The sequence below is a fragment of the Collimonas fungivorans Ter331 genome (assembly GCF_000221045.1).
Lineage (GTDB): Bacteria > Pseudomonadota > Gammaproteobacteria > Burkholderiales > Burkholderiaceae_D > Collimonas > Collimonas fungivorans_A.
On record NC_015856.1, the window covers coordinates 1,223,763 to 1,249,769 of the forward strand.

Annotated in this window: 25 protein-coding genes and 2 pseudogenes; 11 read left to right on the top strand and 16 right to left on the bottom strand. The window is 59.0% G+C overall.

Features of this window, described 5'->3' with window-relative positions; translation table 11 throughout:
* Positions 1–33: 33 nt before the first annotated feature.
* Positions 34–1,158 (top strand): glycosyltransferase family 9 protein, encoded by a 1,125-nt coding sequence (locus CFU_RS05415; RefSeq protein ID WP_041741356.1) that lies wholly within the window; start codon positions 34–36, stop codon positions 1,156–1,158.
* Here the strand turns inward: CFU_RS05415 and CFU_RS05420 are convergent.
* The 10 genes from CFU_RS05420 to CFU_RS05465 all read right to left on the bottom strand — a co-directional run bounded on the left by CFU_RS05420 (position 1,145) and on the right by CFU_RS05465 (position 10,386).
* Positions 1,145–1,966 carry a glycosyltransferase family 9 protein gene (locus tag CFU_RS05420; protein ID WP_238531406.1) on the bottom strand — a complete coding sequence of 274 codons (822 nt, stop codon included), beginning with the start codon at positions 1,964–1,966 and terminating at the stop codon, positions 1,145–1,147. The genes CFU_RS05415 and CFU_RS05420 overlap by 14 nt on opposite strands.
* 349 nt (positions 1,967–2,315) lie before the next feature.
* The gene (locus CFU_RS05425; protein ID WP_014005031.1) at positions 2,316–3,281 is read right to left on the bottom strand and encodes a glycosyltransferase family 8 protein; all 966 of its coding nucleotides are present in this window, start codon (positions 3,279–3,281) and stop codon (positions 2,316–2,318) included.
* Positions 3,282–3,288: 7 nt separating this feature from the next.
* Positions 3,289–4,752: a ribonuclease G gene (rng, locus tag CFU_RS05430; protein ID WP_014005032.1), complete on the bottom strand. Its 1,464-nt coding sequence runs from the start codon at positions 4,750–4,752 to the stop codon at positions 3,289–3,291.
* Positions 4,749–5,369 carry a Maf family protein gene (locus CFU_RS05435; protein WP_014005033.1) on the bottom strand — a complete coding sequence of 207 codons (621 nt, stop codon included), beginning with the start codon at positions 5,367–5,369 and terminating at the stop codon, positions 4,749–4,751. Before CFU_RS05435 ends, rng begins: the two co-directional genes overlap by 4 nt.
* 136 nt (positions 5,370–5,505) lie before the next feature.
* The gene (rlmH, locus tag CFU_RS05440) at positions 5,506–5,976 is read right to left on the bottom strand and encodes a 23S rRNA (pseudouridine(1915)-N(3))-methyltransferase RlmH (protein WP_014005034.1); all 471 of its coding nucleotides are present in this window, start codon (positions 5,974–5,976) and stop codon (positions 5,506–5,508) included.
* Between the two features lie 25 nt (positions 5,977–6,001).
* Positions 6,002–6,628: a ribosome silencing factor gene (gene rsfS / locus CFU_RS05445; protein ID WP_014005035.1), complete on the bottom strand. Its 627-nt coding sequence runs from the start codon at positions 6,626–6,628 to the stop codon at positions 6,002–6,004.
* A complete protein-coding gene (locus CFU_RS05450; RefSeq protein WP_190275225.1) occupies positions 6,629–7,303 on the bottom strand; it encodes a nicotinate-nucleotide adenylyltransferase in 675 nt (224 codons plus the stop codon).
* Positions 7,304–7,317: 14 nt separating this feature from the next.
* The gene (gene hemF, locus CFU_RS05455) at positions 7,318–8,250 is read right to left on the bottom strand and encodes an oxygen-dependent coproporphyrinogen oxidase (protein WP_050808480.1); all 933 of its coding nucleotides are present in this window, start codon (positions 8,248–8,250) and stop codon (positions 7,318–7,320) included.
* Between the two features lie 117 nt (positions 8,251–8,367).
* On the bottom strand, positions 8,368–9,642 hold the full coding sequence (gene purD / locus CFU_RS05460; protein WP_014005038.1) for a phosphoribosylamine--glycine ligase: 1,275 nt from the start codon (positions 9,640–9,642) through the stop codon (positions 8,368–8,370).
* A gap of 18 nt (positions 9,643–9,660) precedes the next feature.
* Complete coding sequence (locus CFU_RS05465; RefSeq protein WP_014005039.1) at positions 9,661–10,386, bottom strand: YebC/PmpR family DNA-binding transcriptional regulator; 726 nt, start codon at positions 10,384–10,386, stop codon at positions 9,661–9,663.
* A gap of 102 nt (positions 10,387–10,488) precedes the next feature.
* Here CFU_RS05465 and CFU_RS05470 point away from each other — a divergent pair, with 102 nt between their 5' ends.
* The 4 genes from CFU_RS05470 to CFU_RS24800 all read left to right on the top strand — a co-directional run bounded on the left by CFU_RS05470 (position 10,489) and on the right by CFU_RS24800 (position 14,257).
* Positions 10,489–11,991: a helicase HerA-like domain-containing protein gene (locus CFU_RS05470; protein WP_014005040.1), complete on the top strand. Its 1,503-nt coding sequence runs from the start codon at positions 10,489–10,491 to the stop codon at positions 11,989–11,991.
* 130 nt (positions 11,992–12,121) lie between these two features.
* Positions 12,122–13,033, top strand: a complete 912-nt coding sequence (locus CFU_RS05475; RefSeq protein ID WP_014005041.1) for a DMT family transporter — start codon at positions 12,122–12,124, stop codon at positions 13,031–13,033.
* A 68-nt stretch (positions 13,034–13,101) separates the two neighbouring features.
* Complete coding sequence (locus CFU_RS05480; protein ID WP_041743030.1) at positions 13,102–14,076, top strand: quinone oxidoreductase family protein; 975 nt, start codon at positions 13,102–13,104, stop codon at positions 14,074–14,076.
* A gap of 7 nt (positions 14,077–14,083) precedes the next feature.
* Positions 14,084–14,257 (top strand): hypothetical protein, encoded by a 174-nt coding sequence (locus tag CFU_RS24800; protein ID WP_014005043.1) that lies wholly within the window; start codon positions 14,084–14,086, stop codon positions 14,255–14,257.
* Between the two features lie 80 nt (positions 14,258–14,337).
* Here CFU_RS24800 and CFU_RS05485 read toward each other — a convergent pair whose 3' ends face one another.
* Positions 14,338–14,970 carry a DUF4136 domain-containing protein gene (locus CFU_RS05485; RefSeq protein WP_014005044.1) on the bottom strand — a complete coding sequence of 211 codons (633 nt, stop codon included), beginning with the start codon at positions 14,968–14,970 and terminating at the stop codon, positions 14,338–14,340.
* A gap of 450 nt (positions 14,971–15,420) precedes the next feature.
* On the opposite strand from CFU_RS05485, the gene pepN reads away from it, so the two are divergent.
* The 4 genes from pepN (at position 15,421) to CFU_RS23205 (ending at position 20,486) form a co-directional block, all read left to right on the top strand.
* The gene (pepN, locus tag CFU_RS05490) at positions 15,421–18,132 is read left to right on the top strand and encodes an aminopeptidase N (RefSeq protein ID WP_014005045.1); all 2,712 of its coding nucleotides are present in this window, start codon (positions 15,421–15,423) and stop codon (positions 18,130–18,132) included.
* Between the two features lie 75 nt (positions 18,133–18,207).
* A complete protein-coding gene (locus CFU_RS05495; RefSeq protein ID WP_014005047.1) occupies positions 18,208–19,209 on the top strand; it encodes a class 1 fructose-bisphosphatase in 1,002 nt (333 codons plus the stop codon).
* Between the two features lie 133 nt (positions 19,210–19,342).
* Positions 19,343–19,627, top strand: coding sequence for a hypothetical protein (locus tag CFU_RS05500; RefSeq protein WP_014005048.1), 285 nt, complete (start codon positions 19,343–19,345; stop codon positions 19,625–19,627).
* Between the two features lie 343 nt (positions 19,628–19,970).
* Positions 19,971–20,486 carry a DUF2726 domain-containing protein gene (locus CFU_RS23205; protein ID WP_050808482.1) on the top strand — a complete coding sequence of 172 codons (516 nt, stop codon included), beginning with the start codon at positions 19,971–19,973 and terminating at the stop codon, positions 20,484–20,486.
* A gap of 30 nt (positions 20,487–20,516) precedes the next feature.
* Here CFU_RS23205 and CFU_RS05510 read toward each other — a convergent pair whose 3' ends face one another.
* The gene (locus CFU_RS05510; RefSeq protein WP_041741357.1) at positions 20,517–21,920 is read right to left on the bottom strand and encodes a GGDEF domain-containing protein; all 1,404 of its coding nucleotides are present in this window, start codon (positions 21,918–21,920) and stop codon (positions 20,517–20,519) included.
* Positions 21,921–22,147: 227 nt separating this feature from the next.
* Here CFU_RS05510 and CFU_RS05515 point away from each other — a divergent pair, with 227 nt between their 5' ends.
* A complete protein-coding gene (locus CFU_RS05515) occupies positions 22,148–22,522 on the top strand; it encodes a nucleotide pyrophosphohydrolase (protein ID WP_041741358.1) in 375 nt (124 codons plus the stop codon).
* Here CFU_RS05515 and CFU_RS05520 read toward each other — a convergent pair.
* Entirely contained in the window at positions 22,519–22,923 is a 405-nt protein-coding gene (locus CFU_RS05520; RefSeq protein WP_014005052.1) for a MerR family transcriptional regulator, read from the bottom strand. The two genes, CFU_RS05515 and CFU_RS05520, sit on opposite strands and share 4 nt — an antisense overlap.
* 80 nt (positions 22,924–23,003) lie before the next feature.
* On the opposite strand from CFU_RS05520, the gene CFU_RS05525 reads away from it, so the two are divergent.
* Positions 23,004–24,227: an NADH:flavin oxidoreductase/NADH oxidase family protein gene (locus CFU_RS05525; protein ID WP_041741359.1), complete on the top strand. Its 1,224-nt coding sequence runs from the start codon at positions 23,004–23,006 to the stop codon at positions 24,225–24,227.
* A gap of 15 nt (positions 24,228–24,242) precedes the next feature.
* On the opposite strand, the gene CFU_RS05530 is transcribed toward CFU_RS05525, so the two are convergent.
* The 3 genes and pseudogenes from CFU_RS05530 to CFU_RS25500 form a co-directional block, all read right to left on the bottom strand.
* Positions 24,243–25,103, bottom strand: a complete 861-nt coding sequence (locus tag CFU_RS05530; protein WP_014005054.1) for a PhzF family phenazine biosynthesis protein — start codon at positions 25,101–25,103, stop codon at positions 24,243–24,245.
* Between the two features lie 49 nt (positions 25,104–25,152).
* A pseudogene (locus tag CFU_RS25495) lies at positions 25,153–25,266 on the bottom strand (AraC family transcriptional regulator); the annotation flags it as partial.
* 60 nt (positions 25,267–25,326) lie between these two features.
* Positions 25,327–25,602: pseudogene (locus CFU_RS25500) on the bottom strand (AraC family transcriptional regulator); the annotation flags it as partial.
* Positions 25,603–26,007: the final 405 nt, after the last annotated feature.

A 26,007-nucleotide genomic window follows, 5' to 3' on the forward strand; every position in this document is an offset into this window, starting at 1 on the left:
ATATCGTCTGAGAAAAAATCACAAGAAAATCCCATGACAGCACAACTCGTTCCGGCCGAAATATTAAAGAAAACAGATAAAATCCTGTTCATCGCCCATCTTGCCCTCGGCGATTTCACTTATCTGCAAAATTGTTTCCAAGCCTTTGCGCAAGCCTACCCGCATATCAAGATCCATATATGGGTGGATGAAGTGCGCCGCACCAAGAACACCGCAGCATGGCCCTTCCTGAAGAAATATGCCTTGTATGATTGGCTGGCGGAATGTCCTTTTGTCGCCAAGATCTACCGGCAGACCTATAGTCCCGCGCTGTTTGAAGAATCAATCGTAGAGGCGCAAAAACAGCAATACCCGCTGGTGGTGTCGCTGTCGACCTTGAGGCCGCCGATGTATGCGACGCTGGCGCGCCAGATCAGTCCGCAAGGTTTTGTAGCCGGAATGAAAAAACCGGCCGGCATCCTCGCGCTGCATAAACGCCTGGCTTACCGCAAACTGGATGCCGCTTTTGATCCTGACCGCGTGGCGCAGCGGGGAGTGCATATCAGCGAGGTATATGCGGCCTGGTTCCATCGTTTGTTCGGCATGGACAGCGCAGCAACGTCACGCCAGCCTTTCGTACGCATCCCGGATCAATGGAGCCGGTATGCGCAGGAACAGCTGAAGCTGTGGGGTTTTGAGCGCGACCGCCGACAATCCGCCAATCCGGCCAAGCTGGTTTTCATCAATCCCTACGCCAAGACCCGCAAGCGTTGCTGGCCGCTGGAACGGGTGGTCGAACTGGTGGCGGCGATAAGAGCGCAAGACAGCTGGAAAGACACCCGTTTTATCGTCAACGTGGTGCCGGAAGAAATGGCGCAAGCCAGGACATTCTTCGACGGCCACGCGGTTGAGCGCTTGCAGCTGTTCAGCGCGCAGGAGAATTTTTTCCAGCTGCCGGCAATGCTGCGCGAGTGCGACCTGATCATCTCGGTTGAAACCGCGGTAATGCACTTGGCGAACGCAGTGCAAGTGCCGGTGATTGCGTTGATGCGCCAGAAAAATCCGGAGTGGGCGCCGATCGATAAGGAGAATAGCATCGTGATCACCACTGCAAACCGCCGAGACTGGGTGAAAGCGATTACGGTGGCTCAGGTGATCGCGGTTCTTAATCAGAAATAGCGGAAATAGCCAGGCTGGAGAATTTTTCCGCCAACGCTTCTTGCCGCCATCGCAAAACGATCTCGGCGACACTTTCAGGGGTGATGTTTTCCATGCAGGCGCAAGTCGCGGCCTTGCTATCCTTGCAACCGGCGCAGCTGATCGGCAGGGACAGGGCTTGCGCCCGTTTTCCCAGCGGCGCCCAGCGCCCCGGATGCATCGGGCGCGTCGGCGGAAACAAGCCGAGCGTGCGCTGGCCCAGGGCGGCAGAGATATGGAGCGGACCGGTGCCGCTTGCAATCAAGCCGTCGGCGGCGTTAATCAGCGAGCTGAGCTGGTCTAAGGTGTACTTGCCGCACAGGTTGCCTACATTCTGCAATTCCAGCAATTCCTCGGCGTGCTCGGCTAGCCACTGTCCTTCGGCGGCACTGCCGGTCAGCCACAGATGGGTATCCGGGTATTGGCTCAACTGCCGGGCAAGCGTCGCGTAGTGCTTGATGGGCCACTCGCGCCCATGGCCGTTCGATTTTGTATGAAGGATCAGATTGAAGCGATATGGCTGGAGCAGCTGGTTTATTTCAGGATTCTGCGGGACGTCGAAATCGTACAGGGCTGAAATGACAGGCAGTTCGGGGATCGTGTCAAAGCCGAACGGGCGCAGGAATTCAAAATTGAATTGCGCTTCATGATGCTCGGAATTCCCTTTCTTGAATCGTACCCGGCGGTTGCAATACAGCATCTGGTACAGCTTATGGCGCGCGTTGCCGATACGGTTGCGGATGCGGGCTTTGAACGCTATGACCGCAAGGCGTTTGTTCGGCTGCGCCAATATGATGGTATCGACGTTAGCGTGAGCGAAATACGCGGAAGGATCCAGCAGGAAACTTTCCAGTTCCACTACCTCATCTATGCTCCGGCATTGCTTGACGACCGGTGCGGCATAAGCCCGGCACAGAAAACTGATTTTCAGGGCCGGATATTGCTGCTTCAGAAAAGCGGCGATGGGTAATGTCAGGATGACGTCGCCGATATTATCGGTGCGGCATATCAAGAGATGAGAGCTGGTTATTGCCATTGTTGGATCGGTTAAGGCTATGTAAACGATGAGTTGCAGAAATTATAACCGGCCGCCTGGATGGCCGGTGAGGTTCTCACTTTTTGTTACTTTTCGCACATATTTACCTGGCGGAAAGGTATTTCATGTACCACCTGAAACTGTCCAGCACTTGGCCGCGTTTCATCAGGAAACGGGAATACATCCTCATTTCTTTATAGTTCCTTGGCGCCGGGTCAAGCGCCAGGTCGGCCCAGGGGGAGAGCGCCTGGTATTTCACGAACAAGGCCGTGGAAGCATGCAAACACCAGTCGTTCCAGGGTTTCACCGCGCCGGCGAAATGGATGAAGACTACTGCGCCGATATCGCGCATCTGGCGTTTGTCCTTTTCCAGGTCATGGATCAGGTCGTAGAGGAAATTCCATTTCCTGTCGATGTAGCGGATCTTTCCTTCCAGGACCACGTTGAGCGCATCCTGGTCGGGGAATCTGTATTCCTTGCCGTTTTCCAGGATGGCGAGAATGGTCTTCTCGGTGATTTCCTGCGTCATCCAGTTCTCGACATGCATGTACATCACACCGGAATTGAAATATTTTTGCGACGATAACTGCAAGGCCGCGCAGCGCCTGCGGGTGGTCTCATCGGCATCGGGCACGACAATCGCCGCGCTGTCGCCGAAATCCATGTCTCGCAGCTCGGCCATGCTGCCGACGCACAGGATATCCGCATCCAGGTAAAGCACCTTGTCGCACATGCCGCGTAAGGTCGATGGAATCAGCAGGCGTGTGAAGATGGTGGGCGAATAGTAGGAGAACTGCGAGATGTGCGCGAACGGTTTGAATACCTCCGGATCGATGATGTGCACGTGCGTCTTGAGCTGGTACATCTGCTCCAGCTGCTTGAAGCGCTTGCGGTTGTCTTCGGACAGCGCAAAGGCAAACACATGGAAGGTGAACGTCACGCCGGGGCTGTTGGCGATGATGGAGGCGATCGTCGCTCCCATGCTGCGGCAATAATGGTCGTCGACGCAGAAGGCGATGTGGAAAGAATCGTCGGCGGTAGCAGGAGAAGTCGGTGAAGGGTTATTCATGTAAACCTTACATAAGGATGATGTCGTACTGCTCCTGCGGATAAACCGTTTCCACCTGCAGGGAAATCGGTTTACGGATGAAGTCGCCCAGCATCGCCAGATGCTGGGATTCTTCTTCGAGGAACATGTCGACCACCACCTGCGACGCCAGGATGCGGAATTCGCGCGGGTTGAACTGCTTGGCTTCGCGCAAGACTTCGCGCAGGATTTCGTAACAGATGGTGCGCGCGGTCTTGACCTGGCCCTTGCCGTTGCAGGCGGGGCAGGGTTCGCACAAGATGTGCGCCAGCGATTCGCGGGTGCGCTTGCGGGTCATTTCCACCAGGCCCAGCGCGGAAAACTCCGATACCGATTTTTTTGTGCGGTCGCGCAGCAGGGCTTTGTGCAGTTCGGCCAGCACGGCGCTCTTGTGCTCGCCATTCTCCATGTCGATGAAATCGAGGATGATGATGCCGCCCAGGTTGCGCAGCCTGAGCTGGCGCGCGATAGCGTGTGCCGCTTCCAGGTTGGTCTTGAAAATCGTGTCGTCGAAATTGCGGCCGTTGACGAAGCTTCCAGTGTTGACGTCGATGGTGGTCATGGCTTCGGTCTGGTCGACGATCAGGTAGCCGCCGGACTTGAGCGGCACGCGCCGGCTCAGAGCTTCCTGGATTTCTTCTTCTACGCCGTACAGGTCGAACAAGGGCCGTTCGCCGGTGTAATGCGTCAGCCGCGCGGTGACGGACGGCGTATAGGTGGCGGCGAACTCCTGCAGTTTCTGGAAATTCTCGCGCGAGTCGACCTGGATGGTGGTGGTTTCGTCGTTGACGAAATCGCGCAGCACGCGCTGCGCCAGGCTCAGGTCCTGGTGCAGCAAGGTCGGCGCCGGTTTGCTTTTCGCCAGCTGGGTAATGGATGACCAGGTCTTGCGCAGATATTCGATGTCCATCTGCAGGTCGGCCTCGGAAGCATCTTCGGCCATGGTGCGGATGATGAAACCGCCTTTTTCCTCGGGCGGCAGCAGCTTTTGCACCTTGTCTTTCAGCAGTTCGCGCTCGGCTTCGTTTTCAATCCGCTGCGAAATGCCGATATGGCGGTCTTGCGGCAGGTACACCAGCATGCGGCCGGCGATCGAAATCTGGGTTGAGAGCCTAGCCCCCTTGGTGCCGATCGGATCTTTCACCACTTGCACGGTCAGCGACTGGCCGTCGAACAGCATTTTTTCAATCGGCGTCTGCTGGGCGGCCTGGCCGTCGTGGGCACGGGTTTCCCAGATGTCGGCGACGTGCAGGAAGGCCGCGCGCTCCAGTCCGATATCGATGAATGCCGATTGCATGCCGGGCAGCACCCGGACCACTTTGCCCAGATAGATATTGCCGGCCAGGCCGCGCGACAAGGTGCGCTCGATGTGCAGTTCCTGCACCGCGCCCTGGAAAATCAGGGCGACACGGGTTTCCTGGGGGGTGATGTTGACGAGGATGTCTTCGCTCATAAAATGCGGATGCCTGCCTGTTGTAATAGTTGCGCGGTTTCAAAAAGAGGCAAGCCCATGATGCCTGAATGGCTGCCGCGTATGCTTTCGATGAAAATCGCCGCCGGTCCCTGGATGCCGTAAGCGCCGGCCTTGTCGTAAGGCTCGCTGGTGTCGCAGTAGGCTTCGATCATGGCCTCGGTCAGCTCCTGGAATAAGACATCCGAAACCTGCGTGAGTTGCCAGGATTGTTCGCCATGGATGACGGCGATGCTGGTAAGGACCTGGTGGCTGCGTCCCGACAAGCGCCGCAGCATGGCGCCGGCTTCGGCTTTATCGGCCGGCTTGCCAAGAATCTGGCCGTCGATCGTGACCGTGGTGTCGGCGGCCAGGATAGGCCGCACCGGCAGGCTGCGCCAAACCATCATCTGCTGCGCGGCGCGGGCTTTTTCCATGGTCACCCGGGCGACATAGGCCTGCGGCGCTTCATGCGGCAAGACTTCCTCGCTGACGTCGGGGCCGCGCGGCGTCTGGTCGCGCAGCAAGAGCAATTCGAATGCGACGCCGATCTGCCGCAGCAGCTCCCGCCGGCGCGGGCTTTTTGAGGCAAGGTAGATTTTCTGGTAAGGATTTTTCATTGCTGGCGGCTGCGGCGGATGCGTCGTCTGATAATTCCAGCGATTATTGCAGAGTTAGCTGCGGATTGGGGGCATATCGAGGACTTATTGGGGTGCAATTATCGAGGGGAAAATTCGGGGGCAAATTCGGGAACAATCAAACCCGGTGATACGGATGATTCTGGGTAATCGACCAGGCCCGGTAGAGCTGTTCCGCCAGCAGCACCCTGACCATGCCGTGCGGCAGCGTCAGGCTGGAAATGCGCAGCAGGCTGTCGGCGCCGGCCTTGAATTCGGGATCGAGGCCGTCGGCGCCGCCGATGATGAAGGCGACATCGCGCCCGTCGCGCTGCCATTGGGTCAGCTGCTGCGATAACTGGACGCTGGTGAGGTCTTTGCCGCGCTCGTCGAGGGCGACGATGCGCACGCCTTTCGGCAGCACCGCTTCGATCCGGCTGCGTTCCAGCGCCATGGCGGTTTCCGCGGTCTTGCTGCCGGAACGTTCGACCGGCTTGATTTCCTTGAGGACGATGCGGCAGTCCGGCGGCATGCGTTTCGCATACTCGCCGAATCCGCTTTCTATCCATGCCGGCATTTTATGGCCGACCGCAGCGATGATGAGCTGCATGGGGGGAGGCTAGGGATGCAGCAGCTTATTCAGCTGCTTTTTTGGCCGGAGCACGCTTGACGGCAGGCTTCTTGGCCGGGGCCTTTTTTGGCGCTGCTGTCTTTTTCGGCGGGATCGAGCTCTTCGACGGCGCTACCTTGATGGTTTTGCCGACTGCCTTCTTGGCGCCGTCAGTCTTGACCGGTTTCTTGCGCGCAGGAGCCTTCTTCGGTGTTTCGTCTTCCGCCTTCAATGCTTGCGAAGTAGTCAGGTGGCGCGAAACCTTCTTCGGCGCTGCTTCTTCAGCTGCCGTCTGGGTGGAAAGCCGTTTGGCAGCGCCGAACTTGACTTCCTTATCGCCCCAGATTTCTTCCAGGCGGTAATAAGCGCGGATCGCCGGCTGCATGATGTGGACCACCATATCGCCCATGTCGACCAGCACCCATTCGCCGGTGTCTTCACCTTCGACGCTGAGGATGGTGCCGCCGTTTTCCTTGACCTTGTCGCGCACCGAGGCGGCCAGCGCCTTGGTCTGGCGGTTGGAGGTGCCGGAAGCAATCGCGATTCGGTCGAACAGGCCGGTCAGGTGGACCGTGTCGTAGACGCGGATGTCTTGGGCTTTGACGTCTTCGAGTGCATCGATGACGAGACTTTGTAGTTTTTTGATATCCATTTAATTCTTATAGAGATGATGTTGTTCAATATAGTCCAGTACTGCTGCCGGGACCAGCGTGTCGGGTCGTTTTGCATTGTGCAGCGCGGCACGAATTTCCGTTGCCGAAATGTCTACAGCCAGGTTTTTCGCCAGGTAAGTCAAACCGTGCGCGCTCTGGCGAATCTGTTCCGGGGTAGCAGCGCGGCGTGTGAATTCGCGCGTGACCTCGGCTGGAACCTGCGATTCGTCCATGGCAAACCCGGGCCGCGAAGCAACGCCCAGATGGGCATAGTCAAACAGGCGGTCCCAGCCTTGCCAGGTGTTCAAGTGCTGCAGCTGGTCGGCCCCCATCAGGAACACGATGGACGCCTGCGGCCCCAGTTCCGCCCGCAAGGCTTGCAGCGTATCTATCGTATACGTCGCGGTTTGCCGCCGGATTTCCTGTTGGTCGATGACCAGGGGCACGCTTTGCTGGCTGAATGCGCGCTCCACCATCGCCACCCGCTGTTCCGGCGTGGCTTCCAGTCCATGTTTCTGCCACGGGTTGCCGGCAGGAATCACCCGCAATTCGTCCGGCGCCAACAAGGTCACAAAGTACTTCGCCAGCGCGACATGGCCATTATGGACCGGATCGAAACTGCCGCCGAGCACTGCAATGCATGGCCTGGGACGAGAAATCTGGCTAGATGTCATAGGAGAGCTGCCCATCACACCCACTCGCGATGGATCAGAAAATCGGTGTACAGCCTGGCTTCAGGGCTTCCTGCCGCCGGTTGCCAGTTATAACGCCACTTGACCACGGGCGGCATCGACATCAGGATGGACTCGGTGCGCCCTCCGGATTGCAGACCGAACAAAGTGCCGCGATCATACACTAAATTGAACTCGACATAACGGCCGCGGCGATATGCCTGGAAATCGCGCTCGGTTTCGCCGTAGGGAATATCCTTGCGCCGTGCCAGGATCGGGGCATATGCCGGGATGAAGGCATTGCCGACGCTTTGCATCATGGCGAAGCTCTGTTCGAAGCCAAGCTGGTTGAAATCGTCGAAAAAAATGCCGCCGACCCCGCGCGGTTCCTTGCGGTGCTTCAGGTAGAAGTAGTCGTCGCACCATTGCTTGAAGCGCGGGTACAGTTTCGGCTCGGCGCCGTCGTCGAAAGGGGCCAGGGCATCACGGCAGCCTCGGTGGAAATGCTCGACGTCTTCCGTAAAACCGTAATACGGCGTCAGGTCGATGCCGCCGCCGAACCACCAGACCGGTTCCTGGCCTTCTGCGCTGGCGATGAAGAAGCGCACGTTCATGTGGACGGTAGGGGCAAACGGGTTGCGCGGATGCATCACCAGCGACACGCCCATCGCTTCCCACTGGCGGCCGGCCAGCTCGGGACGGTTGGCGGCCGCCGACGGCGGCAGGCTCTTGCCCATTACGTGCGAGAAACCGACGCCGCCGCGCTCCAGCACATTGCCTTCTTCGATGATGCGCGAGTTGCCGCCGCCGCCCTCGGCGCGCTGCCACTGGTCGCTGCCGAACGGCTTGCCGTCGATCTGCTCCAGCGCTGCGACGATGCGCGCCTGCAGGTCGAGCAGATAGGATTTGACGGCGCTGGCCGGATTGCCGGCTGTGATGTTTGAGCTCATCGTGGGGTGATGTAGTGGATCTTGTTTAGTCAATTGGGGCCAGGGTTGTCCGTCCTTGCCTGACGAAAACCGCTGGCCCCAACTGGATATTCCAAAAAATGCTAGCCGGCCGCCCGATCAGGCATGCTTCTTCAATGCCCGCCAGCCGATGTCGCGGCGGAACTGCGCGCCGTCGAAATGAATCGCGTCAATCACGTTGTAGGCTTGCTTCTGCGCCATCTTGACGCTGTCGCCCAGACCCACCACGCACAGCACGCGGCCGCCGGCAGTGGTCAGGCGCTCGCCGTTCAGGGTGGTGCCGGCGTGGAAGGTCACGGTGTCGACTGTCTCGGCGGGAATCCCGGTAATCAGGTCGTCCTTGCGCGGAGCGTCGGGATAACCGGCCGCGGCCATCACCACGCCGAGCGCAGTGCGGCGGTCCCACTCGAGCTCGATCGTGTCCAGCGTGCCGTTGACGGCGTGTTCCATCACTGTCAGCAGGTCGGTCTTGAGACGCGCCATGATAGGCTGGGTTTCCGGATCGCCCATGCGGCAGTTGAACTCCAGTGTCTTTGGATTGCCCTTGTCGTCGATCATCAGGCCGGCATACAGGAAGCCGCTGAACGGAATGCCGTCCTTGGCCATGCCTTGCACGGTGGGTGTGATGATTTCGCGCATGACGCGGGCGTGCAGCGCCGGCGTCACGATAGGCGCCGGCGAATAAGCACCCATGCCGCCGGTGTTCGGGCCCTGGTCGTCATCCTTGAGGCGTTTGTGGTCCTGGCTGGTGGCCAGCGGCAAGATGTTCTTGCCGTCGACCATGACGATGAAGCTGGCTTCCTCGCCGGCCAGGAATTCTTCGATCACCACGCGCGCGCCGGCGTCGCCGAGGCGATTATCGGACAGCATCATGTCGACCGCGCCGTGCGCTTCTTCGACGGTCATGGCGACTACCACGCCCTTGCCGGCAGCCAGGCCGTCGGCCTTGATGACGATAGGAGCGCCTTTCTGGTCGATGTACTGGTGGGCGGCGCCGACGTCCGAGAAGGTCTGGTATTCAGCGGTCGGGATGTGGTGCCGCTGCATGAACGACTTGGCGAAATCCTTGGAGCTTTCCAGCTGCGCCGCTTCCCGCGTCGGTCCGAAAATCTTCAGGCCGCGATTGCGGAAAATATTCACGATGCCGGCCGCCAGCGGGGTTTCCGGGCCGACCACGGTGAGCGCGACATGTTCGCGCTCGACAAAATCGGCCAGCGCGGCCGGATCGGTGATGTTGATGTTTTCCAGGCGCTGGTCGAGCGCCGTGCCGCCGTTGCCGGGCGCCACGAAGACGGTCTGGATACGCGGTGATTGGGCGATTTTCCACGCCAGGGCATGCTCACGGCCGCCAGAGCCCACTACGAGAATTTTCATAAGGTTATAACGTCCGCGTCAGTCTTCGATTACTGCGTTGCTGTAGATTTCTTGCACGTCGTCCAGGTTTTCCAGGGCGTCGAGCAGCTTTTGCATCTTGATCGCATCGTCGCCGGCGAACACGGTTTCGGTCGCCGGCTTCATGATGATTTCCGCCATCTCGGCCTTGAAGCCGGATTTTTCCAGCGCTCCCTTGAGCGCGGCAAAATCATGCGGTGCGGAAATAACTTCAATGCCGCCTTCGTCGTCGGTGATGACGTCCTCGGCGCCGGCTTCCAGCGCGGCTTCCATCAGGGCGTCCTCATTGGTGCCCGGTGCGAACAGCAGCTGGCCGCAATGCTTGAACATGAAAGCCACGGAACCTTCGGTGCCCATGTTGCCGCCGAACTTGGAAAACGCGTGACGCACTTCGGCCACGGTGCGGATTCTGTTGTCAGTCATGCAATCGACAATGATGGCGGCGCCGTTGATGCCGTAGCCTTCATAGCGCACTTCTTCATAGTTGACGCCTTCCAGGCCGCCGCTGCCGCGCTGGATGGCGCGGGTTACGTTATCCTTCGGCATATTGGCGTCGGATGCCTTGTCAACCGCCAGCCGCAGGCGCGGGTTGGCGTCGATGTCGCCGCCGCCCATGCGGGCCGCAACCGTGATTTCCTTGATCAGGCGAGTCCAGATTTTTCCGCGCTTGGCATCGGTGGCGGCCTTCTTGTGCTTAATATTGGCCCATTTGCTGTGTCCAGCCATGATGGTTCTTTCTTGCTTGAGTTAGCTATAATCAAAGCGCAATTTTACCATATTGCACTTTCTTGAAATCCATTGAAATCCACTTAAAACGTCTGCCAAACCATGTCAAATCCCCTCCTGATTGCCAAAAACGCCCAGCACGACCTGGCGCTCCTGCCTGCGCTGGTGAATCGCCATGGCTGCATCACCGGCGCCACCGGCACCGGCAAGACCGTGACCCTGCAGGTGATTGCGCAAGCGCTGTCGGACAGCGGCGTGCCGGTTTTCATGGCGGACGTCAAGGGCGACCTGTCCGGCATGGCCAAGGCCGGCGCGGCGTCGGACAAGCTCAAGCAACGGCTGCAGACACTCGGCATGGCCGAACCGAAATGGGCCGCTACGCCTGTGACTTTCTGGGATGTGTACGGCGTGCAGGGGCATCCGGTGCGGGCCACCATCTCCGACATGGGGCCGTTGCTGCTGGCGCGCATGCTCAACCTCAACGATACGCAGCAGGGCGTGTTGCAGCTGGTGTTCAAGATTGCCGACGACAATGGCTTGCTGCTGCTGGACCTGAAGGATTTGCGGGCGATGCTGCAGCATGTCGGCGATAACGCCGCCAGCTTCCAGACCGAATACGGCAATATTTCCGCCGCCAGCATCGGCGCCATCCAGCGCGGCTTGATCGGCATCGGCGAGCAGGGCGGGGAGCAATTCTTCGGCGAGCCGATGCTCAACATCGACGACCTGATCCAGACCGACGGCAACGGCAAGGGTGTGGTGAACATCCTGGCGGCCGACAAGCTGATGAACGCGCCGCGCCTGTATTCGACCTTCCTGCTGTGGATGCTGTCGGAACTGTTCGAGCGCCTGCCGGAAGTCGGCGACCTGGAGAAACCGAAGCTGGTGTTTTTCTTCGACGAAGCCCATTTACTGTTCAGCGAAGCGCCCAAGCCCTTGCTGCAAAAGATCGAGCAGGTGGTGCGCCTGATCCGCTCCAAGGGAGTCGGCGTGTTCTTCGTCACGCAAAATCCGCTGGATATCCCTGACACCGTGCTTGGCCAGCTGGGCAACCGTGTACAGCATGCGCTGCGGGCGTACACACCGCGCGACCAGAAGGCAGTGCAGGCCGCCGCCGATACCTTCCGCGCCAATCCTGAATTGAATACCGCGCAGATCATCAGTGAACTCGGCGTCGGCGAGGCGCTGGTGTCTTTCCTCGACGAGAAGGGGCGGCCGAACATCGTCGAGCGCGCCTTCATCCTGCCGCCGGCCTCGCAGATCGGGCCGGTCAGCGACGACGAACGCAAGCAGCTGATTGCAGCGTCGATCGTCGCCGGCGTCTATGAAACCGCGGTCGATCGCGAATCCGCGTATGAAAAGCTGAAAGGGCGCGTTGCCGCCGCTCCGGCTGGCAAGGACGGCGCCGATGCCGCTGCGGACGCTGCAGGCAGCGCCGGCGGCAGCTCGTGGGGCAGCGTGCTGGGCGGGCTACTCGGCGGCGGCTCAGGGCGCAAGGACAGCGTGGTGCAGGCGGTGGTCAAATCCGCTGCGCGCACCATCGGATCGCAGGTCGGGCGCGAACTGATACGCGGCGTGCTGGGATCTTTGCTGAAAAAGAAGTAAAAAAATAAGCGAGATTCGCCATCACCAACGATCGCGTTTTCAGGCAACGGCAGGAGACCGCATTTTTCCTATCCATTGCCTTAGCAACGCGATCTTCACATACCCATTACAATTCAATCACGGGCAAGCAATGAGCGGTAAGTTACAGCCTGGCAGTCGCCAGATTTTTCTTGGCGGCTTGGCAATTGCAGTTGCCGGTGCCATCCTGTTTTCTGCCAAGGCCATCGTCGCCAAGCTGATCTATCGCTATCCGGTCGATGCCGTATTGCTGATTACGTTTCGCATGCTGTTCGCCTTACCCCTGTTTGCCGCAGTGGCTTTGTGGAAGGCGCGCAGCGAAGCGCCGCTGTCGAACCAGGACCGGATGCGGATCGTGGTGCTGGGATTGATTGGGTATTACCTGTCGAGTTTTCTTGATTTCCTCGGCTTGCAGTATATTTCCGCCGGACTGGAGCGCCTGATTCTGTTCTTGACGCCCTCGTTCGTGCTGTTGATGTCGTTCCTGTTTTATCGGCGCCGGGTTACCTGGCTGGAGTGGGCGGCCCTGCTGATTTCTTACCTGGGCACGGTGCTGGTGTTCCTGCACGATGTGCGCCTGGGCGGATCGAATGTCGGCCTGGGCAGTGCGCTGGTGCTGGGAGCGGCAATCAGCTATGCGCTGTACCTGATGCTCTCCGGAGAACTGGTGAGCCGGGTCGGGGCGATGCGGCTGGTGGCGTATGCAATGTGCGTATCGTGCGCGGCATGCATCGTGCAGTTCCTGCTGTTGCGGCCGTGGCCGATCCTGTTGCAGCAGCCGGCGGCCGTGTATGGTTTGTCGGTCATCAATGCCGTGTTCTGCACTGTGCTGCCGGTATTCTTGACCATGGTCGCAGTGGCGCGCATCGGTCCTGCGACTGCGGCGCAGGCCGGCATGGTAGGGCCGGTCTCCACCCTGTTTCTGGGGGCATTGATTTTGGCGGAACCGGTGACGGCGATTCAGCTGACCGGTACCGGACTGGTGTTGGCGGGTATTTATCTGATTTCGAAAAAGAAATCATAGGGATTGAAAACAGTAATAACAATTAAAAAAGCGGCAGTTTGGCGCAATATTTGGAGGTGAAAGCAATCATGGTAAAAGCAATCAGGATGTCGCGGACCGGTGGCCCGGAAGTGATGGAATATGTCGACGTCGAAGTCGGTGACCCGGGACCGGGCGAAGTGCGGATACGGCATGTCGCCTGCGGTCTGAATTTTATCGACGTCTATTTTCGCAGCGGCCTGTATCCTCAGCCCTTGCCGGGCGGACTGGGACAGGAAGCCGCCGGCGTGATCGAAGCGGTCGGCGCCGGCGTGCAGTATGTCAAGGTGGGCGACCGGGTGTCGTACGCCACCCGTCCCAATGGCGCTTATTCCGAGGCACGCGTGATGCCTGCCGCGTTCCTGGTCAAATTGCCTGATTCCATCAGTTTCGATACCGCCGCCGCGATGACTCTGCAGGGCTTGACGGTGCAGTACCTGTTCCGCCGCACCTTTCCTTTACGCGGCGGCGAAACCATCTTGTTCCATGCCGCTGCCGGCGGCGTCGGCCTGATCGCCAGCCAGTGGGCCAGGGCGCTGGGCGTGACCATGATAGGCACAGTCAGTTCGGACGAAAAAGCGGCGCTGGCGAAAGCGGCGGGCTGCGCCCATGTGATCAATTACAAGACCGAGAATTTCGTCGAGCGGGTACGTGAAATCACCGGCGGCAAGGGCGTGCCGGTGGTCTACGATTCGATCGGCAAGGACACTTTCATCGGTTCGCTGGACAGCCTGGCGCCGCTTGGCACCATGGTCAGTTTCGGCAATGCTTCCGGCGCGGTGCCGCCGTTCAGCCTGAACGAACTGGCGTCGCGCGGCTCGCTGACCATTACCCGGCCTTCGCTGCCGAGCTATATCGCCAGCCGCGCCGACCTCGATGCCGCGGCGGCCGACCTGTTCCAGATGGTCGACAGCAAAAAGGTCACGATTGAAATCAACCAGCGTTATGCCCTGAAAGACGTGGCGCAGGCGCATATCGACCTGGAGTCGCGCAAGACCACCGGCTCCACCATCCTGATCCCCTGAGGCATGCATGAATGATCCTTTGGAACAGCGGCCGGATGTGCAGAATCCGATGAATCATCCGGAAGAGCAGCCCAGCGGCAGCGAGGGTTCACCCAAGTTCGGCCGCCTGCTGATCGTGCTGGTGCTGGCGGTCATCCTGATCGGTTTCATCACGTTTGCCAGCGAATGGTTTTATAGCTGACCCGGCATCCGATAAAAAACGGCCTGTGGTCCCTGGGGAGCACAGGCCGTTTTGCCGTTTTTCCGTAAACCTGCAGGCTTTTATTTCTGGTCTTCGACTTTCAGTTCAACCTGGTGCGGCACGCCGCTCTTTCCCGGGAAATCGGTGAATGCGCTGCGCACCAGGTAGGGCATCACGGCCGGCAAGGAATTCATCTTGCCTTCGCTGGTGACCGTGACGTCATACAGTTTCTGGCCGCCGGCGGCGCGCGTGATAGCAATGTTCAGGCGGCGCTGGAACAGCTGGAAGTTGTATTCGCGCTGGCCCACCACTTGCGGTGCGTACCAGAACGGATCGTAGAACGGGCTGTAGAAGCCTGGGCGGCCCCAGCCGTAAGGTCCGTAAGGGCCGTACCACATGGGGTCCGCCACCACCGGCTCGACCACATGGACGTCGCGCGCGGCAATGCCGTAATTGAGCGCGACCTTCAGTTGCGGCGAGCCGCCGTCGGCCTGCACAAATCCCAGGCGTTGCAGTTCGGTCCGCACCAGGTTCTCGTAATTGCGGTATTCCAGGTCGTTCTCATGTGCCGCCGTATGTTCGAACACATAGGATTTGTTCGGCAAATCGGCCGGCCATTCGTTGAAAGCGGTGACGTCGCTGCGGATGACCGTGGCACAACCGCCCAGCAGCAATGTGAATGCGGCCAAACAGAGAGTGATGATGCGTTTCATTGTGATTCCTCTTGGTGGGGGATTGCAGGCCGCTCCAGTAGCTTGCCTGTTTGGCAGTACCTGGCGCCGGCAGCTGGACTGTCACCATTCTAGCCAAGTCTTCATAGTGCTGCTCTATCGCTTGTCGCTGCCCGTCAGCGGAAGAGCAGGGTTTGCAGGCTGGCGCATCAAAATGGTGCATTTATGCTAATTTTAAACGAATTCCACCAATGGGGGCTTATTTGCAATTTGCTATCGGTAACTTGCTCATGGACTGGCAATCCGCTGCAAATTGCATGATGCTTTGCGCTTTGATTGGTAGAATCACAGTCTGCCCCAATTATTGAGACTGACCAGCCACGTTATTAAGCAGGCCGCCAAGCGATCCTTGGCAGACCGGCTTAGTTGCCGACTGTAGTTACCAACCATAGTTATCAACCGTCGTTATCAACCGTCACTCCACACCATCCTATGCGCACAGACACCTCCGCCACGCCAACTACCGTTCTTCGTAAGGATTACACCGTTCCCGCCTTCCTGGTCGACACCGTCGACATGGGCTTCGACCTTGATCCGGCAGCCACTCGTATCGCCACCCGCATCACGATGCGGCGCAATCCGGCCAGCGGCAGCAAGGAAATCGTCCTGTTCGGCGAAGAGCTGGAACTGGTGCAACTGCGCCTCAACGGCAAACAATTGAAACCTGGCCAGTACCAGCTGGAGGCCGGCAAGCTGCGCATTGCCTCGGCGCCGGCCAAGGTGGTGTTGGAAATCGAAACGCTGACCAGCCCGGAAAAAAATACTTCGCTGATGGGTTTGTACGTATCCAACGGCAATTTCTTCACCCAGTGCGAAGCGGAAGGTTTCCGCAAGATCACCTATTTCCCCGACCGTCCCGACGTGATGGCCAAATACACCGTCATGCTGCGCGCCGACAAGAAGAAATATCCGGTGCTGCTGTCGAACGGCAACCTGATCGAAGAAGGCGACCTGGCGGATGGCCGCCACTACGCCAAGTGGGAAGACCCGTTCAAGAAACCGTCCTACCTGTTCGCGCTGGTGGCCGGCAATCTGGTTTGCCAGGAACAAAAATACACGCTGAAATCCGGCCGCGAAGTCTTGCTGCAGGTATGGGTCGAAGACGGCAACCTGGACAAGACCCAGCACGCCATGGATTCGCTGATCAACAGCATCCGCTGGGATGAGGAGCGCTTCGGCCTGGAGCTCGACCTGGACCGCTTCATGATCGTCGCCGTCGGCGATTTCAACATGGGCGCGATGGAAAACAAGGGCCTGAACATATTCAACACCAAGTACGTCCTGGCCAATCCGCGCATCGCTACCGATGTCGACTACGCCAATATCGAAGCAGTGGTCGGCCACGAATATTTCCATAACTGGACCGGCAACCGCGTCACCTGCCGCGACTGGTTCCAGCTGTCGCTGAAAGAAGGGCTGACCGTATTCCGCGACCAGGAGTTTTCGGCGGACATGGTCGGCACCGACAGCGGCCGCGCCGTCAAGCGCATCGACGACGTGCGCGTCTTGCGCCAGGCCCAGTTTCCCGAAGATGCGGGTCCGATGGCGCACTCGGTGCGGCCCGACTCCTATGTTGAAATCAACAATTTCTACACCGTCACGATTTATGAAAAAGGCGCCGAAGTGGTGCGCATGTATCAGACCCTGTTCGGCCGCGACGGTTTCCGCAAAGGCATGGACCTGTACTTCGAACGGCATGACGGACAAGCGGTCGAGTGCGACGATTTCCGCGCCGCGATGGTGGACGCCAACGGCCGCGACCTGAGCCAGTTCGAGCGCTGGTATAGCCAGGCCGGCACGCCGCGGGTGCGAGTGCAGAGCAAGTACGACTCCGCCAAGAAAACCTACGAACTGACGCTGACGCAGACTTGCGCGCCGACACCGGGCCAGGCCAAGAAACTGCCGTTCCACATTCCGGTTGCAGTCGGCCTGCTCGACAGCAAGGGCAAGGACATGCCGCTGCGTTTGCAGGCGGACGGCAAAGGCAAAGCCAATACTGAGACAACCCGCGTGCTGGAGCTGACCAAAGCCGAGCAGACCTTCCGTTTCGTCGAAGTCGCCGAACAGCCGGTGCCGTCCATCCTGCGCAATTTTTCAGCGCCGGTGGTGCTGGACGTCGAATACAGCGATGCCGAGCTGGCTTTCCTGCTGGCGCATGACAGCGACCCGTTCAATCGCTGGGAAGCCGGCCAGCGCCTCGCTACGCGCAGCTTGCTGGTGCTGACCGCGGCAGTCCAGGATGCATCGCAAGCGGGCCATGTGGTGGCGCTGCAAGACGTCCTGAACAACGCCGCCTCCAACAGCGGCGCCCTGGGCGAGGCATTCGGCCTGATACTCAACGATGCAGCGCTCGACGCCGCTTTCCGCGAGCTGGCCCTGACGCTGCCGTCGGAAACACTGCTGGCCGAGCAGACCGAGGTGATCGACCCGCAGGCAATCCACACATCGCGCCAGTACCTGCGCGGCAAACTGGGGCAGGCGCTCAAGGACGATCTGCTGGCGGCCTACCACGCCAACCAGACTCCGGGTGCATACAGCCCGGATGCGGAAGCGTCCGGCAAACGCGCGTTGAAGAACGTCGCCTTGTCGTACCTGATCCAGGCCGACGACGAAGCTGCGCACGCACTGGCGCAGCAACAATACGACAACGCCAATAACATGACCGACCGCCTGGCCGCGCTGGTCGCTCTGACCAACAGCAGCGCGCCGGGCAAGGCCGCCGCCCTGGAAAAATTCTACGAGGATTTCGCGCAGGAGGCGCTGGTCATCGACAAATGGTTCGCCTTGCAAGCCACGGCCTACACTGCCGATGTCGCGGCGATCCGCGCCTTGTCGGAACATCCGGCGTTCACGCTGAAAAACCCGAATCGCGCACGCAGCCTGATTTTCAGTTTCTGCAGCGGCAATCCGGTGAACTTCCACGCGGTCGACGGCAGCGGCTACGAATTCTGGGCAGATCAGGTGATCGCCCTCAACGGCGTCAACCCGCAAGTGGCGGCACGCCTGGCGCGCAGCCTGGACCGCTGGCGCAAATATGCGCCGGCGCTGCAGGAAAAAATGCGCGCGGCCTTGCAGCGTGTCGCGGCGGCGCCTGACCTATCGAAGGACGTACTGGAAGTCATCGGCAAGGCACTCGCCAATTGATTTTTGCAATTTCACTGCCGACGGCGGGTTTGCTCCCGCCATCGACGGTGAAAGCCACAACCAAGAAAGAGCAATATGAAACGTATTAGTCTTACCCAGCATCTGATCGAACAACAACGTTTGCACAACAGCATTCCGGCCGAGCTGCGCCTGCTGATCGAAGTGGTTGGACGCGCCTGCAAAACCATCAGCCACGCGGTCGGCAAGGGTGCGCTGGGCGAAGTGCTGGGCAGCGCCGACAGCGAAAACGTGCAAGGCGAAGTGCAGAAAAAACTGGACATCATCTCCAATGAAATCCTGCTGGAAGCCAATGAATGGGGCGGCCACCTGGCGGCCATGGCTTCGGAAGAAATGGAATCGATACACCCGATTCCGAACCGCTATCCGCAAGGCGAATACATGCTGCTGTTCGATCCGCTCGACGGCTCCAGCAACATTGACGTGAATGTTTCGATCGGCACCATTTTCTCGGTGCTGAAAGCGCCGGACGGCATGAAATCGCCGACCGAACAGGATTTCATGCAGTCAGGCCGCAAGCAGGTCGCTGCCGGCTATGCCGTCTACGGCCCGCAAACCATGCTGGTGCTGACCACCGGCAACGGCGTGCACTGCTTTACGCTGGACCGTGAAATGGGTTCGTGGGTGCTGACCCAGCGCGACATGCAGATCCCGGCCGAGACCAAGGAATTTGCGATCAATGCATCCAACGCCCGCCACTGGCACCCTCCGGTCACGCGTTATGTCAACGAGATGCTGGCAGGCAGCGCCGGCCCGCGTCAAAAAGATTTCAACATGCGCTGGATCGCATCGATGGTGGCCGACGTCCACCGCATCCTGAACCGCGGCGGCATCTTCATGTACCCGGCCGATGCGCGTGAACCGGACAAGCCAGGCAAGCTGCGCCTGATGTACGAAGCCAACCCGATGGCCTTCATCGTCGAGCAGGCCGGCGGCGCCGCTACTGACGGCAAGCAGGCGATCATGGATATCCAGCCGGAGAAACTGCACCAGCGGGTGCCGGTGTTCCTCGGTTCGAAAAGCGAAGTCGAGCTGGTGACCCGTTACCATCAGGAGTAAACTGGAAGCCGCTCCGTGAAGCCCGCCCCGATGCAACGCGAGGCGCTTCACGGGACGCATGACGGCAAAGCGCCAGACCTAGTAAAATCGCACACTTGCGGCAAAATTTATCCATAAAGACAAGAGGAACAGATTGAAAACAGCACTAATCGGAGATAAAGACATCCCCGAGTTCGATCACGACATCATGACCAATCTGCTGATCACGTCGACAGAACTGAACGTCGTCAGGCAAGAACAGATATTGCTCGGCATCCGCAATGCAAAACAGGAAATTTACCGTGTCATCGGCGCCTCCAGCAGCAAGCAATTCACCAATGCGGCGGAAGAGCTGGAAGACCTGGGTTTGAGCAATGAACTGGAAGAAGCCGATCGCGCCAAGAATGGCTACGATGCGATTTTCGGTTTGAGCGAGTAATTCCGGCCTGTAAATACGGTCGATTACAATCAGCTACTGTCAGCTCGGCGAGCTGGCAGGGCTGGATGGACAACATGTCTGTCGCCGTGGTTTTGCTCTTTCTTTGCCGCCTGTCTCTCGGCATGGCGGTATCTCCACCCCGGCCAGTTTTTCCTTCAATTTCCGCCTTTTGCCGATTGCGCCGGCGCTGCGCTTTCGCTTAGGATCGCGATAAGCCACGCATACGCGCTGCATTTTTGGCTTCATTATATTTCCATATAGAAATATAATGGCCGCTGCACTCAACTAGAGGAACTGAATAATGAAAGCAATCATTGCACTTACGGTGCTAACGCTCATTATCATGGCTGTGATTGCTGTGGTTACCCGGGAGAAGCAGGCGAAGCTGCAGAAGCGTCGCGAATACATCAAGAAGAAACCGATGTCGAACAACGAGCAGATCATGTACTGGCGGCTGGTCGGTGCATTGCCGGACCACATGGTGCTGGCGCAAGTCGGGCTCAGCCGTTGCCTGGGCACCAAGGACAGCGCCGGTCTCGACAGCCTGACAGCAAAGAACCTGGATTTCGTGATTTGTGATAAAGCCAGCGATGTGGTCGCGGTGATCGAGATAGACAACAGAAATCACAACAGCAAGAGCGTCAGCAAAGACGACGAAAGAAAATACAAGGCGTTGAAAAAAGCCGGCATCGATATCATCCGGTGGCGCGCCAATTCACTGCCGAGCGAAGCAGACATCAGGGAGCGGTTTACGCTACTGGATCCTAGCAAAAAGCTGCGGATAGTCAAAAACAAGAGCCATCAAACCAGCATATTCGGTATCGGCATAGGCAGATACCGCAACACCGGCGCCGGCTGAGTTGGGCAGACAGGTTAGGGCGCTGCTGCCTTATGTCGTAATCACGCAGTTGCGGCCCTGGTCCTTGGCGCGGTAGAGGCGCTCATCCGCAGCGCGGAAAATCGTGTCGATGGTGTTGCCGTCGCGGCCGAACTGCGATACGCCGATGCTGACCGTGAGTATCACTTTGGGCATGACGATGCTGTCGAACACGGCATTTTCCGTGGCTGACCTGATGCGCTCGCCGATTGCCACCGCTACCTCCAGCGTGGCTTGCGGCAGCAAGACCATGAATTCCTCGCCGCCCATGCGCGCCACGCTGTCATAGGGGCGGATCTCTTCCAGGCACTTCTGCACAAAACCCTGCAACACCTCATCGCCAACCTGGTGGCCGTAGTGGTCGTTGATGGCCTTGAAATTATCCAGGTCGAGGGCGAGCAGGGAAAACGACAGGTTGTCGCGCCTGGACCTGGCGATTTCCGCATCCACCCGTTCGATAAAATGGCGGCGGTTGGAGGCGCCGGTCAAGGGGTCGGTCGAAGCCAGGTGCTCCAGCATCCGGTTGCTGTGCTGCAGTTCTTGCAGCGCGCTTTCGGTCCGCACCATCGCCATCGCCAGCCGGTTCACCATTTCTTCCTGGTTGTAGATGCTGGAAAATGAACGGGTGGTGTGGAACGCCTGGATGATGCCGTAGCTGAGGAAGAAAAATCCGCCGGCGAAGATGGCGTGGGCCAGCCACCACATATGGTTCCACGGCTTGCCGAGAATGAACGCCAGCGACGACAAGCCGAACAGGACGATCGAAATGCCGAAGATCGTCATCAGCGGCGAGCGGATGCGCCCGGCCAGCATGAGGATGATATTGACTGCCGAGAAGAACAGCGCGCCGCCTTCCATTGTCAGCCGCACCGCGGGACTGCCGGCAATCGCCGAATAGGCGATGAACGCCACCGCGATATCGGTCAGCAGAAACGCCGCGATCCATATCCGCCATGGACGCGGATTGATACGCTGCTCGGGGGCGTCGGGTTCCTGGTTGAAGGATAACAAGCCGATCAGCAGCAGGATCGCCATCGCCAGGCGCGATGCCGGCCCGTATAGCAGGAACAGCCAGATATTGTGGTGCGCCATGCCGGTGAAGACGCCGTGCAAGGCATAGATCAGTGTGAATCCTAAAAAACCGAGGGTCAGCCAGCGCAGCAGCGGTTCTCCCGACGACAGGTAGCAACGCCAGCTGACATAGGTGACAAAAATGCCCTCCAGAGTCGCGGCGGCAATCGCGATTTCGTGGAACAGGTGGTCTTCGAATTTGAGTCCAGGATCCTGGAAGAGATACAGGTAGGCGATCAGGAAGGCCGGCGACAGCGCAAAGCCGGCGATTAACAGGCGCGCATAGATTTTTGTCACCCGGCGGATTACCTCCGGCTGCCCGCCGATTTTTACGCTCATATCCATATGCATCCTTACCGAGATGATGGGTCCATCATTAAACGGCGGCACGTCTGTTCACAAAACACCAATCGAGAGCAGCTTGCAGAAAGCAGGGTAACAACTAACCTTATATCACGTAGGGCCTGGTGACGAAAGTGCTTGTCGGATTGATATTCACAACGCCAATCAAAGCAGCTGCCTGCCGCTGCGCCTACCTATATGATGGTGGAAATTCAAAACGGAGCGCTGCCATGGTCGAACAGTCTGATAACGGTGAATTTGCCAGCTTGCGCGAAGAAGTTCGCCAGTTCGTCGCCGAGCGCGACTGGGATCAATTTCATACCCCGAAAAACTTGTCGGCTGCGCTGTGCGTCGAAGCAGCGGAGCTGCTTGAGCATTTCCAGTGGCTGCCGACCGGCGGCGGCGACGAACTCGCCCCGGGCAAATTGCAGCAGGTGCGGCATGAAATGGCCGATGTGCTGGTCTACCTGGTCCGGCTTGCCGATAAGCTCAATGTCGATCTGCGTGCAGCCGTGTCAGAAAAAATGGTCCTCAACCGGCTTAAATATCCTGCCGATAAAGTGCGCGGGGATGCGCGCAAGTATTCGGAATACAAGGATGCCTAGTACTGCTCGGCCAGCTTGCCGTTAACCAGGCTGGTGGTGTTCAGGCATTCTCCTTCTGCCCAGGATTCTTGCAGCGTGCTGCGCAGGCTGCCGAGATGCTGGTGCTGCTCACGCAAGGTGTCCATAAGCTTCTCGATCTCCTTGAGCCGGCCATCCAGCTTGCTTAGCAGGTCGTCCTTCGACAGTTCTTCATTGCTGGCGAATACGCTGCGGATAGCGTCCAGCGAGAATCCCAGGCTTTGCGCCATCTGGATCCGGCGCAGACGTTCGATGGCGGCGTCGGCATAGTCGCGGTAGCCGTTGGCGCCGCGTTCAGGTTTGGGCAGCAGGCCGCTTTGCTCGTAATAGCGGATGGCCGAGGCCGCCATGCCGGTTTTGTCCGCCAGTTCACCAATCTTCATATCGCTTGACCTTCAAGTTGACTTCAAGCTTAGCATACAGTATTTCCTCCTTTTCCCGCGTGCCCGTCATGACTTCAACCATGTTTTCATCTTTGCAACTTCCGAACGGCAGCGTCCTGCCTAACCGCCTGGCGAAAGCCGCCATGGAAGAAAACATGGCCGACAGCGGCCAACTGCCCGGCGCCGCCATCCACCGGCTTTACCGCGCCTGGGCCGACGGCGGCGCGGGCCTGATCATTACCGGCAACGTCATGATCGACGGCCGTGCGCTGACCGGGCCAGGCGGCATCGTGCTGGAAGCGGACACGCCGCTGGAACCCTTTGCACGGTGGGCGCAGGCGGCAAAGCACAAGGGTGCGCAGGTCTGGATGCAGCTCAATCATCCGGGGCGCCAGGTGATGGCCGCCATGGGCGGCATGGCGTGGGCGCCGTCGGCGCTGGCGCTGGACATGGGCAAGCACAGCAAGCTGTTCGTGCAGCCGAAAGCCATGAGCGACGGCGAGATACAGGAAGTCATCAAGCGCTTTGCCGCCAGCGCCGCCGCCGCCGAGCGGGCAGGGTTCAGCGGAGTGGAAATCCATGCCGCGCACGGCTACCTGATCTCTCAATTCCTGTCGCCTCTGAGCAATCAGCGCCAGGACCAATGGGGCGGCAGCCTGGCAAACCGGGCGCGCTTGCTGCTCGATGTGGTGCGCGCTGTGCGGGCGGCGGCCCCGGCTGGATTTTGCGTGGCAGTAAAGCTCAATTCCGCCGATTTCCAGCGCGGCGGTTTTAGCGAGGACGACGCCCGGCAAGTCCTCCTCTGGCTTAACGACTTGCAGGTAGATCTGGTCGAGCTGTCCGGCGGCAGCTACGAAAGCCCGGCGATGCAAGGACGCACTGCGGACGGCCGTACCTTGGCGCGCGAAGCTTATTTCTTGGAGTTTGCCAAAGAACTGGCTGCCGTCGCCCACATGCCTGTGATGACCACCGGCGGCATCAGCCGCAAGGCAGTTGCTGAAAGGGTGCTGGCCAGCGGCGTGGCGGTGGCAGGCATGGCGACGGCGCTGGCGATCGCGCCCGATTTGCCGGCGCAATGGCTGGCAGGCGGCGACCAGGCTGCCAGCAGCCCGCAAGTCGACTGGAAGGACCAAGTCATGGCGGCGGTGGCGCGCATGGCCTTGGTCAAGCGCCGCTTGCGCCTGTTAGGCGCCAGTCGCTCCGCGGCGAGCAACCATTCTGCGCTATTCAGTTTGATCATCGACCAGTTCCGCACGCGCCGGCTGACGCGGCGCTACCGGCGCTGGTCGCAGGCGCGGGCCTGAACTTAAAACTGCGCGCTACAAGCTGATCCTGCCACGGCCGATTTCAATCACCTTGCCGCCGACCTGGATGGCACGGTCAGCGCTTACTTTCAGCCGCAGCAGGCAGGGGCGCTGCACAGCTTCGCCTTGCTCGATTTCATATTGCGCCGGCAGCGCATGACCGTTGGCGACCAGCCAGCCGCCAAGATTGGCGCAAGCCGATCCGGTGCCGGGATCTTCGGCCACACCGCCGCCTTGCTTGGAAAAGAAGTAGCGAGACAACACCCGGCCAGGCCGGTCCGGATCGAAGGCAAACACATATACGGTCTTGCGTTCCAGGCTGCTCTCGGGCCAGGCATCGAGATGCGCGGTGTCAGGACTGGTGCGGCGCACGGCGTCCGTGCTGCGCAACGCTACCAGCAACTGATCGGCGCCGGTGTCTATCCATACCGGTGCGGCCAGTAGATCGTTTTCATTCAAGCCGAGCAGCGCCGCCATCTCGGCCTGCGTCAAATTTGCCGGCGCCGTCTTCAGTCCGCCGTTCTGAGGCGCGGTAAGGGTCCAGACATCGCCTTCGGCAGACACCGGAACTAGACCGGCCGTGAACTCCAGCGAGAGTGTGTCGCCGGTATTGAAAAGGTCACGCACCACATGCGCGGTGCCCAAGGTAGGATGGCCGGCAAAGCGCATTTCATAACCGGGCGTGAACACCCGCACGCGAGCAGTGGCGTGCTCCGACGGCAGGATAAACGTGGTTTCCGAAAGATTGAACTGCAGCGCCAGCGCCTGCATGGTGGCGTCGTCCATGCCGCGCGCATCTTCAAATACGCACAGCTGGTTGCCGCCGAAAGTGGATTCTGCAAAAACATTGAGAAGACGGAAGGCGTAGGAGGCCATAAGAATCCTGCTGAGCTGACAAGCGTCTTATTCTAGCAGCTAGCCTGCTTTATCGATCCAGCTCATGGTGTTTCAAATATTCCATGTCTTGCAGCGGCGATGCCCCAAACAACCGGCGATACTCCCGGCCGAATTGCGACGGACTTTCATAGCCCACCTTGAACGCCAGGCGCAGGAACGCTTCCTGCAGCTCGACATCCGACTCCTTCACATAAGCGCGCCGGCGCGAGTGGGAATTTTTGGGAATCGAAAGCTTGCTCTCAATAATCTGCGCGGCTATTTCCCTGGCGTCCAGGTCAATCCTCACCCCAAGATAGGGCTGCGCAACAGATGCTTCTACCACCAGGCCTGAAATCGGCATATCTATCGCTGACAGCACATAACTGCCGCTGCCGTAGTGCGTGATCTCGGTTCCTATCAATACTTTGTTGGTCCCCTGCAGCACCAGGCACATCGACAGCCTTCGCCGCGGCGATCGCGGCTTGTGCATCCTGTTCATCCGCGAGCGTGACTTTGCCGATCGCTGCGCTGGTCGAGGGATTGACGAGTTCCAGCATTTCAGTGCCGTGGGGTTTGATGAATTTGCCGTTGATATAAATGTGCTCTACCGTTTTCATGGGATCTCCGTGGATAGGTGAAACGTTGATCCCATCTTAGGCGGGCAGGCGAGCTGCAATGCCAGCGGCCGCGAAGCGCGGACAAATGGCACTTTGACTGATCCCGGCGCGGGATCCATATCGAATGCTGTCTCCGAATTCCAACAATAGTGTTAATTCTTGCAAAGTCCTCGGTTTACCAATATTTCCTGTTGGTAATTAATGAAGCTGGCCGTTATGATTTGATAAGATTTGCCATCAGGTAAAATATAGTGTCACATATTGTTAAAATAACATTTGTCGGTAAC

Bases quoted from the DNA above. Each gene is read 5' to 3' on its own strand.
- CFU_RS05485 (WP_014005044.1), bottom strand. From the start codon at position 14,970: ATGAAACGCATCATCACTCTCTGTTTGGCCGCATTCACATTGCTGCTG.
- pepN (WP_014005045.1), top strand. From the start codon at position 15,421: ATGCGCACAGACACCTCCGCCACGCCAACTACCGTTCTTCGTAAGGAT.
- hemF (WP_050808480.1), bottom strand. From the start codon at position 8,250: ATGAGCTCAAACATCACAGCCGGCAATCCGGCCAGCGCCGTCAAATCC.
- CFU_RS05520 (WP_014005052.1), bottom strand. From the start codon at position 22,923: ATGAAGATTGGTGAACTGGCGGACAAAACCGGCATGGCGGCCTCGGCC.
- CFU_RS05475 (WP_014005041.1), top strand. From the start codon at position 12,122: ATGAGCGGTAAGTTACAGCCTGGCAGTCGCCAGATTTTTCTTGGCGGC.
- CFU_RS05450 (WP_190275225.1), bottom strand. From the start codon at position 7,303: ATGACATCTAGCCAGATTTCTCGTCCCAGGCCATGCATTGCAGTGCTC.
- CFU_RS05435 (WP_014005033.1), bottom strand. From the start codon at position 5,369: ATGAAAAATCCTTACCAGAAAATCTACCTTGCCTCAAAAAGCCCGCGC.
- CFU_RS05510 (WP_041741357.1), bottom strand. From the start codon at position 21,920: ATGGATATGAGCGTAAAAATCGGCGGGCAGCCGGAGGTAATCCGCCGG.
- CFU_RS05425 (WP_014005031.1), bottom strand. From the start codon at position 3,281: ATGAATAACCCTTCACCGACTTCTCCTGCTACCGCCGACGATTCTTTC.
- CFU_RS05480 (WP_041743030.1), top strand. From the start codon at position 13,102: ATGGTAAAAGCAATCAGGATGTCGCGGACCGGTGGCCCGGAAGTGATG.
- rng (WP_014005032.1), bottom strand. From the start codon at position 4,752: ATGAGCGAAGACATCCTCGTCAACATCACCCCCCAGGAAACCCGTGTC.
- CFU_RS24800 (WP_014005043.1), top strand. From the start codon at position 14,084: ATGAATGATCCTTTGGAACAGCGGCCGGATGTGCAGAATCCGATGAAT.
- CFU_RS05465 (WP_014005039.1), bottom strand. From the start codon at position 10,386: ATGGCTGGACACAGCAAATGGGCCAATATTAAGCACAAGAAGGCCGCC.
- purD (WP_014005038.1), bottom strand. From the start codon at position 9,642: ATGAAAATTCTCGTAGTGGGCTCTGGCGGCCGTGAGCATGCCCTGGCG.
- CFU_RS05530 (WP_014005054.1), bottom strand. From the start codon at position 25,103: ATGGCCTCCTACGCCTTCCGTCTTCTCAATGTTTTTGCAGAATCCACT.
- rlmH (WP_014005034.1), bottom strand. From the start codon at position 5,976: ATGCAGCTCATCATCGCTGCGGTCGGCCATAAAATGCCGGCATGGATA.
- rsfS (WP_014005035.1), bottom strand. From the start codon at position 6,628: ATGGATATCAAAAAACTACAAAGTCTCGTCATCGATGCACTCGAAGAC.
- CFU_RS05495 (WP_014005047.1), top strand. From the start codon at position 18,208: ATGAAACGTATTAGTCTTACCCAGCATCTGATCGAACAACAACGTTTG.
- CFU_RS05415 (WP_041741356.1), top strand. From the start codon at position 34: ATGACAGCACAACTCGTTCCGGCCGAAATATTAAAGAAAACAGATAAA.
- CFU_RS05515 (WP_041741358.1), top strand. From the start codon at position 22,148: ATGGTCGAACAGTCTGATAACGGTGAATTTGCCAGCTTGCGCGAAGAA.
- CFU_RS05470 (WP_014005040.1), top strand. From the start codon at position 10,489: ATGTCAAATCCCCTCCTGATTGCCAAAAACGCCCAGCACGACCTGGCG.
- CFU_RS05525 (WP_041741359.1), top strand. From the start codon at position 23,004: ATGTTTTCATCTTTGCAACTTCCGAACGGCAGCGTCCTGCCTAACCGC.
- CFU_RS23205 (WP_050808482.1), top strand. From the start codon at position 19,971: ATGGCTGTGATTGCTGTGGTTACCCGGGAGAAGCAGGCGAAGCTGCAG.